General features: G+C 61.6%; 14 protein-coding genes and 1 riboswitch. Of the genes, 5 read left to right on the top strand and 9 right to left on the bottom strand.

The genetic code is table 11. The features are described from left to right. Positions 1 to 1,231: Nramp family divalent metal transporter (locus WBQ77_RS02230; RefSeq protein ID WP_424058734.1), on the bottom strand; the 1,231-nt coding region annotated here is incomplete at its 3' end. Between the two features lie 120 nt (positions 1,232 to 1,351). On the opposite strand from WBQ77_RS02230, the gene WBQ77_RS02235 reads away from it, so the two are divergent. After that, a complete protein-coding gene (locus WBQ77_RS02235; protein WP_424058736.1) occupies positions 1,352 to 2,989 on the top strand; it encodes a phytoene desaturase family protein in 1,638 nt (545 codons plus the stop codon). Here WBQ77_RS02235 and WBQ77_RS02240 read toward each other — a convergent pair. Continuing rightward, positions 2,964 to 3,440, bottom strand: a complete 477-nt coding sequence (locus tag WBQ77_RS02240) for an SET domain-containing protein (RefSeq protein ID WP_424058737.1) — start codon at positions 3,438 to 3,440, stop codon at positions 2,964 to 2,966. The two genes, WBQ77_RS02235 and WBQ77_RS02240, sit on opposite strands and share 26 nt — an antisense overlap. 158 nt (positions 3,441 to 3,598) lie before the next feature. Here WBQ77_RS02240 and WBQ77_RS02245 point away from each other — a divergent pair, with 158 nt between their 5' ends. Further along, entirely contained in the window at positions 3,599 to 4,117 is a 519-nt protein-coding gene (locus WBQ77_RS02245) for a hypothetical protein (protein ID WP_424043966.1), read from the top strand. A 64-nt stretch (positions 4,118 to 4,181) separates the two neighbouring features. On the opposite strand, the gene WBQ77_RS02250 is transcribed toward WBQ77_RS02245, so the two are convergent. Next, the gene (locus WBQ77_RS02250) at positions 4,182 to 5,741 is read right to left on the bottom strand and encodes an arylsulfatase (RefSeq protein WP_424058738.1); all 1,560 of its coding nucleotides are present in this window, start codon (positions 5,739 to 5,741) and stop codon (positions 4,182 to 4,184) included. Between the two features lie 224 nt (positions 5,742 to 5,965). Between WBQ77_RS02250 and WBQ77_RS02255 the strand changes: the two genes are divergently transcribed. Next, on the top strand, positions 5,966 to 6,529 hold the full coding sequence (locus tag WBQ77_RS02255; protein WP_424045606.1) for a hypothetical protein: 564 nt from the start codon (positions 5,966 to 5,968) through the stop codon (positions 6,527 to 6,529). 55 nt (positions 6,530 to 6,584) lie between these two features. Here the strand turns inward: WBQ77_RS02255 and WBQ77_RS02260 are convergent, their stop codons facing one another. Beyond that, positions 6,585 to 7,649 carry a virginiamycin B lyase family protein gene (locus WBQ77_RS02260; RefSeq protein WP_424045607.1) on the bottom strand — a complete coding sequence of 355 codons (1,065 nt, stop codon included), beginning with the start codon at positions 7,647 to 7,649 and terminating at the stop codon, positions 6,585 to 6,587. Between the two features lie 182 nt (positions 7,650 to 7,831). Here WBQ77_RS02260 and WBQ77_RS02265 point away from each other — a divergent pair, with 182 nt between their 5' ends. Further along, complete coding sequence (locus WBQ77_RS02265; protein ID WP_424045608.1) at positions 7,832 to 8,596, top strand: vWA domain-containing protein; 765 nt, start codon at positions 7,832 to 7,834, stop codon at positions 8,594 to 8,596. Positions 8,597 to 8,634: 38 nt separating this feature from the next. Here the strand turns inward: WBQ77_RS02265 and WBQ77_RS02270 are convergent, their stop codons facing one another. Both WBQ77_RS02270 and WBQ77_RS02275 read right to left on the bottom strand, forming a co-directional pair. Next, complete coding sequence (locus WBQ77_RS02270; RefSeq protein WP_424045609.1) at positions 8,635 to 9,261, bottom strand: glutathione S-transferase family protein; 627 nt, start codon at positions 9,259 to 9,261, stop codon at positions 8,635 to 8,637. Positions 9,262 to 9,517: 256 nt separating this feature from the next. Then, positions 9,518 to 9,952, bottom strand: a complete 435-nt coding sequence (locus WBQ77_RS02275; protein ID WP_424045610.1) for a YybH family protein — start codon at positions 9,950 to 9,952, stop codon at positions 9,518 to 9,520. A gap of 83 nt (positions 9,953 to 10,035) precedes the next feature. Here WBQ77_RS02275 and WBQ77_RS02280 point away from each other — a divergent pair, with 83 nt between their 5' ends. Continuing rightward, positions 10,036 to 10,263: a hypothetical protein gene (locus WBQ77_RS02280; RefSeq protein ID WP_424045611.1), complete on the top strand. Its 228-nt coding sequence runs from the start codon at positions 10,036 to 10,038 to the stop codon at positions 10,261 to 10,263. A 150-nt stretch (positions 10,264 to 10,413) separates the two neighbouring features. Here the strand turns inward: WBQ77_RS02280 and WBQ77_RS02285 are convergent, their stop codons facing one another. The 3 genes from WBQ77_RS02285 to WBQ77_RS02295 form a co-directional block, all read right to left on the bottom strand. After that, positions 10,414 to 10,683: a hypothetical protein gene (locus tag WBQ77_RS02285; protein WP_424058740.1), complete on the bottom strand. Its 270-nt coding sequence runs from the start codon at positions 10,681 to 10,683 to the stop codon at positions 10,414 to 10,416. Between the two features lie 62 nt (positions 10,684 to 10,745). Then, entirely contained in the window at positions 10,746 to 12,650 is a 1,905-nt protein-coding gene (gene thiC, locus WBQ77_RS02290; RefSeq protein ID WP_424058741.1) for a phosphomethylpyrimidine synthase ThiC, read from the bottom strand. A gap of 18 nt (positions 12,651 to 12,668) precedes the next feature. Continuing rightward, a complete protein-coding gene (locus WBQ77_RS02295) occupies positions 12,669 to 13,055 on the bottom strand; it encodes a hypothetical protein (RefSeq protein ID WP_424058742.1) in 387 nt (128 codons plus the stop codon). Further along, positions 13,052 to 13,161, bottom strand: a riboswitch (TPP riboswitch). (Overlaps the previous gene by 4 nt.) Positions 13,162 to 13,205 lie beyond the last annotated feature (44 nt).

Raw genomic sequence — 13,205 nt, forward strand, 5'->3', positions numbered from 1 at the left:
CCAGAACGACGACGAGGGCCATAACCGTCATAGGCCGGTTTGCGAAGCGCGAGCCGACCCAGCCGGTACGCCCGTTGAAGATCAGCAGCGTGAGCGCAAGGACCGGGAAAAGCCACGCGCCGATCACCGCATAGAGCATCTGCACATCACGAAACCGCCAAAACAGTCCGAGCATCGGCACGGTGGCGATAGCCAGGAGAAACGCCCGGTAGGGCTTCGATGCCGTGTCGACCTTATGCCCGGTTTCACGCGTGCCGTTCAGGAGCGCCCAACTATCGGCGAACAGATACGGCACGCATTGCCAGACGCCGAGAAGGCTGGAGAAGACCGCGCCGAACGTGCCGGCGAGAAACAGCCACTTGCCCGCCGGACCCATGACGTCGTCCAAGCGCTCCGACAAGGTGACCAGTAATTGCGCGCCGCTTCCCTCGATGGTCACGCTCGACCCGATGATGACCATCGCGATCCCAAAGACGGCCGTCATCACATAGCCGGTGGCCAGATCCACGCGGCATAGATGCAGATCCTCCGGCTTGTCCCGCCCCTCTTCGCGCAGCCAGTACCCGTAGCAAAGCACGGTCAGCGTGCCACCTATGCCCCCGATCAAGGCCAGCGTCCAGGTCACACCCTGCCCCCCGGCAAACGGAATGCGCGGCACGAACAGGCCTTCAAGCACGGCCCCCGTCCCCGGCCATAACAGAATGGCCATGAGAATGACCGTCGCGAACATGACGCCGATGCACACGCGCATGACTTGGTCGAACAGGCGGTAACCACCGGACCAGACCAGCACGAGCCCTGTGAGGCTGGCGGCCGCGCCGAAGATCACTTTGCCGTCTCTGGCATCGGCAACCACGGGAAGCATCGCGTGGAGCGTCGCCCCCGTCGCGCTCATCAGCGCGGAGCCCACGAAGAACGACCACAGAAGCAGATAGGGCAGAAACAGCCAGAGTGCCCAGCGCCCCGCCCGCGCGGCTACGCCTTCGATCAAGGTCTCGCCCGTGGCCAGCTGCCAGCGCGCCAAGCCCTCCGTCACGACGAATTTCAGGAAGGCGCCCACGACGACCGCCCACAGCACCGCCGTCCCAAGCAATCCGCCCGCGAAGCTGCCGGTCGCAAGATCGCCCGCACCCACGCCGGTCGCGGCCAGCAGCAGTCCGGGGCCCAGCATGCCGACGAGCGGGCCACGGCGTCGCGGACCGGCCGATGGCTGTGTTTGTGCGTCCGGCATTTGTTCCCTCTATCGCCACGACCTGCAAAGGTCGTTCTGGGCGGCTCTGGTGCAGTAGGCTAGATAACGCGCCCGGGACAGATCTGTCTCGTTCTTCCGGGCAAGGACCAGATCGTGCAGATGCCAACCACCGCAACGACTCCACCGGACATCTACGACGCCGTGATCGCGGGCGGCGGCCATAACGGGCTTGTCTGCGCCGCCTATCTCGCCCGCGCCGGCTTGCGCGTCAAAGTTCTGGAGAAACGCGACATTACGGGCGGGGCCGCCGTCACGGAGGAATTCCACCCGGGCTTCCGCAATTCCGTCTGCGCCTACACGGTGAGCCTGCTCAACCCCAAAGTGATCGCCGATTTGGACCTTCACCGGCATGGGCTCCGTATCGTCGAACGCCCCGCCATGAACTTTCTGCCGCTGTCGGACAGCGACTATCTCCTGATTGGCAATGGCCGCACGAAGGAAGAGATCACCAAGTTCAGCGAGCGCGATGCCGAACGCTATGACGATTATTGCGCCCATCTTGAGCGTATCGCAGACGTACTTCGTGCGCTGGTTTTGCAGCCCCCGCCCAACGTGTCCGAGGGGCTCAACCTGACCACCTTGCGGGAGCTAGCCCGCACCGCCGCCATCGGCAGGCAGTTGAGCCGGCTCGGGCTCGACGGGCAGCAAGATCTTCTGGACCTGTTCACCCTGTCGGCCGCGGACTTTCTCGATCGCTGGTTCGAGAGCGACCCCGTCAAGGCGCTACTAGGCTTCGACTCGATTGTCGGCACCTATGCGAGCCCGTATGAGCCAGGCACGGCTTATGTGTTGCTGCATCACGCCTTCGGCGAGGTGAATGGAAAGAAGGGTCTTTGGGGACACGCCATTGGCGGGATGGGTGCCATCTCAGAGGCCATTGCCGAAGCCGCGCGCGTCGCAGGCGCGGAGATCGAGACCGGCTCAGGAATCGCCGAGATCCTAGTCGAGCGGGGCCGCACCGTGGGCGTGGTGCTGGATGATGGGAGGATCGTGCACGGCCGCGCGGTCGCCGCGAACATGACCCTCAAACGGCTCTATACCGAACTTGTCGCCAAGGAGGCTTTGCCGCCTGCATTCCTGACCCGCATGGAGACCTTCAAATACGGCTCGGGCACGTTCCGCATGAACGTTGCCCTGTCGAAGCTGCCGGATTTCACATGCCTTCCCGGTGCGGTCGCAGGCGACCATCATGCCGCCGGAATCATCCTCGCGCCCAGTCTCGACTACATGGACCGCGCCTATCGCGATGCCCGCAAACGCGGCTGGAGCACCGAACCCATTATCGAGATGCTGATTCCCTCGACCATCGACCCCACCCTTGCGCCGCCGGGTGCGCATGTGGCCAGCCTGTTCTGCCAGCACGTGGCGAGGCGTCTGCCCGATGACCGTACTTGGGATGAGGTCCGCGACGACGTCGCCGATCTGATGATCGCGACGGTCGATCGCTATGCACCCGGATTCGAGGAGAGCATCATGGGCCGACAGGCCTTGAGCCCGCTTGACCTGGAGCGCACATTCGGACTGACAGGCGGAGACATCTTCCATGGCCAGCTATCGCTGAACCAGCTGTTCTCCGCGCGTCCAGCCCTCGGCTACGCGGCCTATCGGGGGGCCGTCCCGGGCCTCTATCACTGCGGTTCCGGCGCCCATCCCGGCGGTGGTGTCACCGGGGCGCCCGGACACAATGCCGCCCGCGCAATCCTCAAAGACCTCAGGCCATTTTCTTCTTTTTCTTGAGCGCCTTGTCTTTCAGCTCCTTGGCCTGAACCTTTGCCCATTTCTTTTCGGACATGCATTTCAGACAGCGGCAACCGATAGGCTTGAGGAAGGCCTCGAAATAGGACTTCCCGTAATTGTAGCCGAGTTCCTCACCCACCTTGATCCTCCGAAGGGAAAACACGAAGACGCGTTTCTTGTAGATCTCGACTTCGCAGTTCGGCTTACAGGAGTGGTTGATGTAGCGCGCGGTATTGCGCTTGTTCCACCCGTCGATCGTCTTGCGCTTGGTGACCTCGAACAGGTAGCGGCTGCGGCTCGTATACTCTTCCTTCTTTGAAAGAGTCCGGCCCACGTACTCGAGCACGCAGACTCCCTTGGGAATGTCTTCCTTCGCGAACACGCCGCGACCGGCACGCGCCTTCTTGACGGCGAGATCGAACCCGCCGGGCTTGTATCTGGATTTTATCATTCTCTCGCAGTTCTCCCGGCGCGTCGTCCCGCCGGCCCCGATGCCCCCATTCGCCTTTTGAAGTCAGTCTTGCTCTCGAATCGGTCCTGTAGATTCCCCGATGCGTAGAACTTAGCCCGTTTCCTAACCGCTTGCTGTCGGCCCTCGCAAGCACAGATGTGACAGAAGGAACCATCTCACCTCACGGCCGGCTTGTGTTGTCGCATACGTCCTCCAGTCTGCCCGTCCTTGAGGGGAACAACCAACGCGGCCGGATCCTGAGCGAATTCCTTTGGGCGCGGATCGACCGCCAGTCCGTTGCGCGCATCATGCATATTGCGCCGCTTCTCGCCTGTGCGGCGGGTCTCATGGCGCTTGGCATCGAGTTCGGCGTCGTCCCGCAGACCCTCTTTTGCTACGCGCTCGTGTTCGTGGCGGCGGCGATGGCCTTACAAGGGGTCAAGAACGGGCGGACGCTCAACCTGATCGGCCAGGCCAAGCAGCGAGAGCGGCCCTATTGCATTGCCGTCGCGAATGTCACGACGGGCGTGATTGCGATTGCTCTTGGGGCGCTGCTCGGCGCGCTGGCCGGGCGCAAGGGCGTGGCGTGGCCCATTGGCGCGCTGATCGTTCTAAACATTGCCGCGGCAATCTACACATTGAGGCTCCCAAGAGATTCGGACCCCGAAACGACGTGAGGAAAAAAGGACCCGGCGGGAGCAACCTCCCGCCGGGGCTCGTCTCAAACTCGGAGCGCCGCTACTACGGTATCTTCGGCTCCACGAGCTTCTGGAGCGCGTCGTCGACGCTGAAGCTCGCCGCCTTCTGGCGTGGCGGAAACTCCTTGAAGCTCTCGATCCACTTCGCTACGAAGGCCTGGGCCGGAACCAGCGCGAACATGCGCTCGGCGCGCCACTGCCCGTATCCGATGGCTTCGTGCTCAGCACGCTCGAAGGGGTCCATCCGCAGGTTCTCAAGCTTGGGGAAACGCAGCGAGACGAACGGATCCTGCCACACGTCGAAGCCATGCGCCCGCTGCTCCATGAACAGCACTTTCCAATTGTTAAAGCGCAGCGCTGCGAGATCGCCGTCGTCGGTCCAGTACATGAACTCCTTGCGGGGAGCCTCGGCTTCGTCACCCTTCAGGTAGGGCAGGATGTTGTAGCCGTCCAGATGGACCTTAAACGTCGTGCCATCCACGTCCATGCCCATTAGCAGCTTCTCCTTGACGTCCGGATCGCCCACCGCAGCCAGCAGTGTCGGCAGCATGTCTTCATGGGCGAAAACATCGTTCAAGATCGTGTCGGGCTCGATCACGCCAGGCCAGCGAATGAAGTTCGCGACTCGGAAGCCACCTTCCCAGCTCGTGTTCTTCTCGCCACGGAACATGGTGGTGCCGCCATCGGGCCAGGTGAAGGTCTCGGCGCCGTTGTCCGTCGAGTAGACCACGATCGTATTGTCGGCGATGCCAAGCTCGTCGAGTTTCTTGAGCAAGCGGCCCACATGGGCATCGTGCTCAACCATGCCGTCCGCATAGATGCCGAGACCCGTCTTGCCCTCGGCTTCTTCCCGCAAATGGGTGAAGACATGCATGCGCGTGGAGTTCCACCACAGGAAGAAGGGCTTATCGTCCTTGACCGTGCGCTCCATGAAGTCTAGCGCCGCGTCCGTCACCTCGTAATCGATGGTCTCCATGCGCTTTTTGGTGAGCGGGCCGGTGTCTTCGATCTTTTGGGTGCCGTCCTCGTTGGCGAACGAGTGAATCACACCGCGCGGCCCGAACTTCTCCTTGAATGCGGGGTCCTTCGGATAGTCGACGTTCTCCGGCTCTTCCTCCGCATTGAGGTGGTAGAGATTGCCGAAGAACTCATCGAAGCCGTGCGCAGTCGGCAAATGTTCGTCGAGATCGCCAAGGTGGTTCTTACCGAACTGGCCGGTGACGTAGCCGTGCGGCTTGAGCAGTTCGGCGATCGTCGGGTCTTCCTTCTGCAAGCCGAGCTTAGCACCCGGCAGGCCGACCTTGGTCAGGCCGGTCCGGATCGGGGATTGCCCGGTGATGAAGGCGGCGCGACCCGCGGTGCAGCTCTGCTGACCGTACCAGTCCGTGAACAGCGCGCCGTCCCTGGCGATCGAGTCGATATTGGGGGTCTTGTAGCCCATCACGCCAAGATTGATGGCGCTGAGATTGAACTGGCCGATATCGTCACCCCAGACGATCAGTATATTCGGTTTCTTTGTGTCTGCCGCCGCAGCCGGATTGATCAGCGCAAAGACCACGATCGTCACGCCGGCGAGCAATTTCACTAACGCATATCTAGACATATTTCCTCCTCTGCAGTTCTGTTTTTGTATCGCCACGTGTGCGGTCGCAGGGCCGTGTTGCGATGAAGATTGTACCGCGAGCGCTACCGGTGTTGGCCGGGGCTCCTCTTAGTCCACGGGACACCCGGTACAAGTTCTCGCTCGGTCGCTCGGTTATTCGCTTGGGTGTCGCCCGCCTCTGCGATAGTCTTCAGCATACGGAAGTCGACTCGGAAAACGTTACCATGACTACTATCAATATCGCGAAGACAATCGGCGTCGTTCTGGTGTCCGCGGCCACCCTCTTCCCTATTTCCGCGTCCGCCGAAATCGAGGGGGTCTGCAGCGAGACTGTCGGTACGTTCCTCACCAAGAACGGCCTGGACAACAACGGCCGAACCGGCACGAGCCGGAGCCTGCTGGTTCTGACCAACGGCGGTCATGCCCTGCGATTCGATTCAGACCAGATGGGCGCCGTAATGGACAGTCGTCCCTTTGGCGACAGCGCAGGCACGTGGCGCTGCGACGGCGTGGATGAGAATGGAACAGTGCGCCTGTCGGCAACGACACTCGATTTCACCTATCCGAACGCGGAAGGTGACGCGGGACAGGTTGCCCGGATCGACGCGACCGGAACCTATGATCCCAAGACGGAAACCATGGAACTCCAAGGTAGGCTCGCTTTCTTGCCGTTGAATTCCGATGCGCAAAGCGCCGATGCGCTGTCGAAGGCGTCCAGTACCATCGCGATTTCCTTCACGGGAAAGCGGATTGACCTTCCCAAAGCGCCGCAACCAAAGGCACCGTAGCCCAAAGCCCCCTGACCGAAGGCACTCAGTGAAAAGCCCCGGTGCGTGTCGTCGATCACTCTCCGGCCTTGGGAGCCCAGGCATCTGAAGCGCCAAGCTTGGAGACCTTTGCCCTGCCGATCGTACCGCTATCGGCGCCGAACCAGATCACGTTTGTCTCTGGGTCGTACATCATGTGGCGCACCGTGCCGCCGCCGGACGGCACCGGCGTGACCGACACGATCTCCTCGCGTTCCGTGTCGAAGCCCACAACCTGGTTGGGCTGAGGGCCCGTCTCGGCAATCCAAAGCCGCCCTTTGCTGTCGAGGGTCGTACCATAGGGGAGACTATTCTCGCCTGCCGGAAGGTCCCACTCGGCGAACGCCTTAGTCTTGGGATCGTAGCGGCCGACCTTCCCGCGCGTGTAGTCGGAATACCAGACACGGCCGTCATCGGCGACTTCCAGCCGGCGCGGCCGGGCTTCGGCGTCAGGGGCTGCATATTCGGTGACTTCAAGCGTTTCCGAGTCGACCGACGCGAGCTTGTTGGTGCCGCAAAGCGCGACCCATGGCGTTCCGTCTGGACCGACATTGATACCGTAGGGGCGCGCGCCCCTCGTAGAGACCGGCATCAGATCAACCCTCCGGTCCGCGAGCCGCAAGCGGCCGACTGAATTCCCGTGCTGTACCGTGAACCAGATATGGCTCCGGTCGGCATCGAAGACGAGCGTGTGCGGATCCTTGGCCTTCGGATCGGGCATCTCGATACGTTCGATGGCGTCGGTCTTCGGATCGTAGCGGCCAATGTAGGCATTGCGATTCCCCGCGAACCACACGATGCCGTCATCGTCGACGATTAAATTGTGCGGACAAGCTTCCTCGCCAAGATCACGCCGGAAGAAGGCACCGGTCGAGGGCGTAAGACGCCCCAAATAGCCGTTGACCTGCCCGACGAACCAGACCTCGTCCGCGCCGGCCGCGAAGGGATCGCGCGGGCGCCCCTCATAAGGCACCTCCCATTCGCGAATCTCGACCGCATCGCCGGGCGCGGCCAAACCGGCGGGAGGCACAACACACAGGGCCGCTGCAAAAGCAAGCGCGTCGACCGGAGAGATCGCAAACCGCAAGTTCGGAGCAGTCATCAGGGCCTCCTAGAGAACATCTCAAGCTTGGATTGCTTATGAACGCATAGCGAATTGTTCGGCTCCAGGTGTGGCCAAACGGACCTCGTGACATCAGGATTTTGTGATCGGCACCGATGTATCGGCTGTCCCGCGCCGCCTTTGCTATACTGCACTCCTCAGGTTCCAGCTGCGGAGCGCCCATGCCGTCACGACACGCACGCCACGCGGCCCTCGCGCTGCTCGTAGTCCTCGCAAGCCATATGGGTGCGAGCACCCAGCAGGCCATGCCCCAAGACGCGGCTGCTCAAGAAACGACGGCCGTCGACGACGCGCGCCCCTACTGCACCGAAGATGCGATGATCGTATTCGATGCCTCGGGCTCCATGGCGGGCAATACAGTGCAAGGCCTATTCAGCGACAAGTCGCGCATTGGCGAGGTCCGCGCTGCCCTCACCGAGGTCCTGCCCAACGCTACGCGGTTCCGAAAGATCGGCCTCATCACCTATGGCCCGGGCCCATACCAGCAATGCAATGTGCGGCTCAACTTCCCGCCCGAACCAAACGCCGGCCAGCGCATCTTGCGCGTGGTGAACGCGATCAACCCGGCTGGGAAGACGCCCCTCGTGACAGCGGTGGTGGCGGCCGCGAAGGTCCTGGATCACAAGACGGCCCCCGGAACGATCGTGCTTCTGACGGATGGCGAGGAGACTTGCGGCGGCGAGCCCTGCGAACTCGGCAAGTTGCTCAAGGCCAAGAGCCGGCAGATCACCGTCCATGTAGTCGGCTATCAGCTACGGAGTTTCCGCTGGACGGGCGCGCAGAGCTTCCTCGACACGAAATGCCTCGCCGAGGAAACCGGCGGCCTCTACATCACGGCGAACAACCGCCAGGAGCTTATCGAGGCTTTCCGCAAGACACTCGGCTGTCCCATGATGTCCGCCGCCCCGCGTGGCGCGTTGCGCTAGGCCTCCCAAATCGGCAGATGTCGTGGCGCTTGACGAAATCAGATCTCCACACCACGCTTGGCATAGTAGGCGGCGATTGCCGGATCCTTCATGACGCGCTGGAAATGCTCGACAAGCTCCGGCGCCACCCGGTCCGGCAAGTCGGTCGGAATGTGGTCTAGAATACCGGACCGTAATTGCCGGATCAGCATAGCGACCTTCAGATCCGCGATGGTCAGGCGATCGTCGGCAAAATATCGCCCGCCTTGGACCGCAAGATTTTGATTCAGCCGTTTGAGGTAGAGGGGTATCGGGCCTTCGGCGAGCTCCTCGCGCCGCACCTTCTTCTCGTCGTCAGGCATAAACATCGTCGGCACGATCTCGTTTGTGAGATCTTCCACGGCATCCATTGCCTCATCACATAGTGCGGCTTGCCAGAAATCGGACGGATACAGCCCGGTCAGCTTGGCCACGTAGCGATTGATCGAATTCGACTGCGACAGGGGCTTTCCATCGACCTCTAGAACCGGCAGCGCGCCGAAGGGCGTACCGCCTTTGCGCTCGGGCCAATCCGCCATCGCGACGCGGTCGTCCTCGAAGGGCACGCCGCCCATTGTGAGAGCGAGCCGCACCGGCTCCCCGCGCCCGCCATGAAAGTCGAAATAGGTCAGTTTCATATTGGCCATCAACGTCCCCTCGCTGAAACGCGGCACCTTTCACGTGCGCCTTTCACTAACTCTCGACCACCAAGCGGCCGCAACATTGCCCCACAGAATATAGCGGGCGACCGGAATAGCCTCATCACAAGCAATTGTTCGGGTCATGGCCTCGAGCATATCCCGATCGAGATCCTTGGTCAGCCGGGACCAAGCCTCAACCCGTCGCGCTTTCGGCGCGTAACCGGAGTCGATGCCGAGAAGACTCCTAGCCTAGCGCGCACCGCTAGGATTCCGTGAAAGCCTTCTCCCAGTACGGGACGCCGTCGGCATGATGAGCAATCATCTTCCAGGTGCCGTTCTCTTTTCGGAACACGCTCGACTCTCGGACTTTCGCCTCGTTCATCTGGCCGTCTGGCTGTCTTACATGCCCCCGCGAAAAATGCTGCACCGCCGCCAGATCGCCGCTGACGACGACATGCACGTCGGCTGCGTCGACCTGTCCGCCCGTACTCTTCTCGGCCTGCGCACTCCAATCAGCATAGGTCGCATCCCAACCGATCCGATAGGTGCCTTCTGCCCCCATGTAGGTGACATCCCTCGCATGCGAGTACAGACCGGCCAGTGGTTTTGGGTCGCCGTTCAGCATGGCGTTCAAGACGACAATCCACTGATCGACCGCACTGCGTACGCCAGCTTCGTCGTTAGACAACCCCGTCATCAGAATACTCCCTCAATAGGCTCCGCTAAAGACCGCTGATTCTTAGCGCCGTACCGTCTGTCATTTGACGATATCACGACTTCATGATGGAGCTAGCGGCACAGCGGAGCCTCAAGCTTGTTGCAAGGCTCGTGGTCCAGCCTGTCATCCGTCAGCGTGTTCAGGAAGGCTACAATTGCGGCCTGCGCGGCCGCGTCCGGCACTTGCGCAAGCGTATCGCGCATCCTGTAGAAGTGGACGATCTGCTCAAGCGTCGTGAAGAGGTTGCCATGCCCGGAGGGCGCGGTCAGTTCGATGTTGCGGAACGTTGAGACTTTGAACCTACCCTTCTGCTATCCGCCATTGTGTTTCGCCGCAATCTCCGTGCGCTCGCCAAGATCGGGAACAGGCGGAAGCGTCTCACATCCTGTAGCGCCGAGATCCGCGGGCTCACCGGGAGTCCTAAATTGCCATAGGTGAAATCAGCAAACAGCCCATAAAGGATAGGCACCCGGCGGCCCAATCGAATGCCAGTTGGCGCACTTGGCCTTCCCGCTGAAAAAGTCGAGGCCAAGCTTTTCCTGCGCGCTGAGCTCGACCTGGCCAGAGACGCGATAGTCATACTTGGTGTTGAACTCGGCGAATTCGTTGCTCGGTTCAAATACAGGTATCGCGAGGCCACACGCGCCCGCCGCAACGCGAGGTACGCGGACCGGCGGTAGTTCAAGATCACCGGCCTCGTCATGACGCATCCACACCGCCTCTTCCCTTTCTAGGTCACGGTGTGCGGCGCCCGCGCTCAGCACCTCAGCGCCTACTCTCCCGCCACATAGACCTCGCTGCCCATTTCGCGAAATTTCTCGCTCATCTCGTCCATGCCCTTTTGACGTTCGGCGTCGGTGAGGAAACTTACCTCTGGCGCGGGCATTCCTGACACGCTCTCACCTACATCGCCGACTCCCTCCGGATCGTTGAGCCTAGCCGCGTAGTCGCGCACCTCGCGGGTGATCTCCATAGAGCAGAATTTCGGGCCGCACATGGAGCAGAAATGCGCGAGCTTGTGCGCCTCCTTGGGCATGGTCTCGTCGTGATAGCTGCGCGCCGTATCGGGATCGAGCGACAGGTTGAACTGGTCCTCCCAGCGGAAGTCGAAGCGGGCTTGCGAGATTGCATCGTCGCGCGCCTGCGCGGCCGGGTGGCCCTTGGCGAGGTCGGCGGCGTGCGCGGCGATCTTGTAGGCCATGACGCCGGCCTTCACATCGTCCCGGTCGGGCAGGCCCAGATGCTCCTTGGGCGTCACATAGCAAAGCATGGCCGTGCCGAACCAGCCGATCATGCCGGCACCGATCGCAGATGTGATGTGGTCGTAAGCCGGCGCGATGTCGGTGACGAGCGGGCCCAGCGTATAGAAGGGCGCCTCGCCGCATTCGCGGAGCTGCTTCTCCACATTGACTTTGATCTTATGTATCGGGACGTGTCCCGGCCCCTCGATCATCACCTGGCAGCCACGGTCCCAGGCGACTTTCGTCAGCTCACCGAGCGTTTCCAGCTCGGCGAATTGTGCCCGATCGTTCGCGTCGGCAATGGAACCGGGACGAAGGCCATCGCCCAGGCTGAAGCTGACATCGTATTTCCGCATGATCTCGCAAATATCAGCGAAGTGCTCGTACAGGAAGCTCTCTCTGTGATGGGCCAAGCACCACTTCGCCATGATCGAGCCACCACGCGAGACGATGCCGGTAATGCGGTCGGCGGTGAGATGGATATAGCCCAGCCGCACGCCCGCATGGATCGTGAAGTAATCGACCCCCTGCTCGCATTGCTCGATCAGCGTGTCCCGGTAGACCTCCCAATCGAGCTTCACGGGATCGCCGTCTACCTTCTCCAGCGCCTGATAGATCGGCACGGTGCCGATAGGCACCGGCGCGTTGCGGATGATCCATTCGCGGGTGGTGTGAATGTTACGGCCCGTGGACAGATCCATCACCGTGTCGGCGCCCCAGCGGATCGCCCACACCATCTTCTCCACCTCTTCCTCGACCGAACTCGTCACGGCGGAGTTGCCAATATTGGCATTGATCTTGGTGAGGAAGTTGCGGCCGATAATCATCGGCTCGGATTCGGGATGATTGATATTGGAGGGGATGATCGCCCGGCCGCGCGCCACCTCGTCGCGCACGAATTCGGGCGTGACGAACGCCGGCACCGACGCGCCGAAGTTCTCGCCGTCTTCAAGCCGCGCGACTGCCTCGTTGGAGGCTTGGCTACGGCCAATATTCTCACGATGGGCAATGTAGACCATCTCGTTCGTGACGATCCCGGCGCGCGCCAGTTCAAGCTGCGTCACCGGTGCGCCTGGCTGCCCACGCAAGGGCGGCCGCGTTCCCGCGAACGCCTCAGCGAGATGTGCGGCGCCCAGATTGCCGTTATCCTCCGCCTTTATCATGCGTCCGTCGTAAGGCTCAACGCCACCGCGCGCAGCGATCCATTTGGCACGCATGGGGGCCAGCCCCCGCTTCACATCGATCGTGACGTCATCGTCCGTATATGGCCCAGAGGGATCGTAGACGTGGAAGGCTTCGCCATTACTCAAGGAAATCTCGCGCAGAGGCACGGCCAAATCCTCTTTCCCTTTAGGAGACGAATGGATCTTCCGGCTACCGGTGAGCGGGCCCGTCGTAACGTCAACCGCCGCAATCGTCTTGTCGTGAATGTTCATGGAAACTCCAATGCGCCTTTAGGCGAAATAACCGAAATAGATCAGGACCACGGCGATGACGAGCCAGACCACGCCACCGATGGTCAAGCTCCAAGGCCTGTCCAACATCTTCTCCCCGATCTTCTCGACCTCATCGAAGAAGAGGATCCGGAACGCACCGCCGATCAGCGCCATCCAGCCGACGAGCGTGATGAGGATGCGCCAGTCGAGCGCCCACACATTGTGATTGAGAACAATCGCGAGGCCCGCGGTCATAACAAGAATGCCCGAGAGATAGATCAGCGGCGGGCTCTCCAGAAATTCCCGGGCCATGGCCCGCTGGCGCTCTCCGTTGACAAACAGGCTGATTGCGCCGGTCAGTAAGACCGGGCCGATGAGCTGCGCAAGAAAGATCGACGTCTGCATAGCGATATGTCCGGTCCCTTCGCCGGTACAAGCCGGATCAGGTTCTAAGGGTCTCCACGGAGTTGCGGACTCTCAGCCCCGTTATGAGGCTCCCCTCGGTACGGCCCTACCTTACGCCGACAACTCCCGGTTCGAAAGAGGAGAGTCGCC

The sequence above is a fragment of the Methyloceanibacter sp. genome (assembly GCF_049590335.1).
GTDB lineage: Bacteria > Pseudomonadota > Alphaproteobacteria > Rhizobiales > Methyloligellaceae > Methyloceanibacter.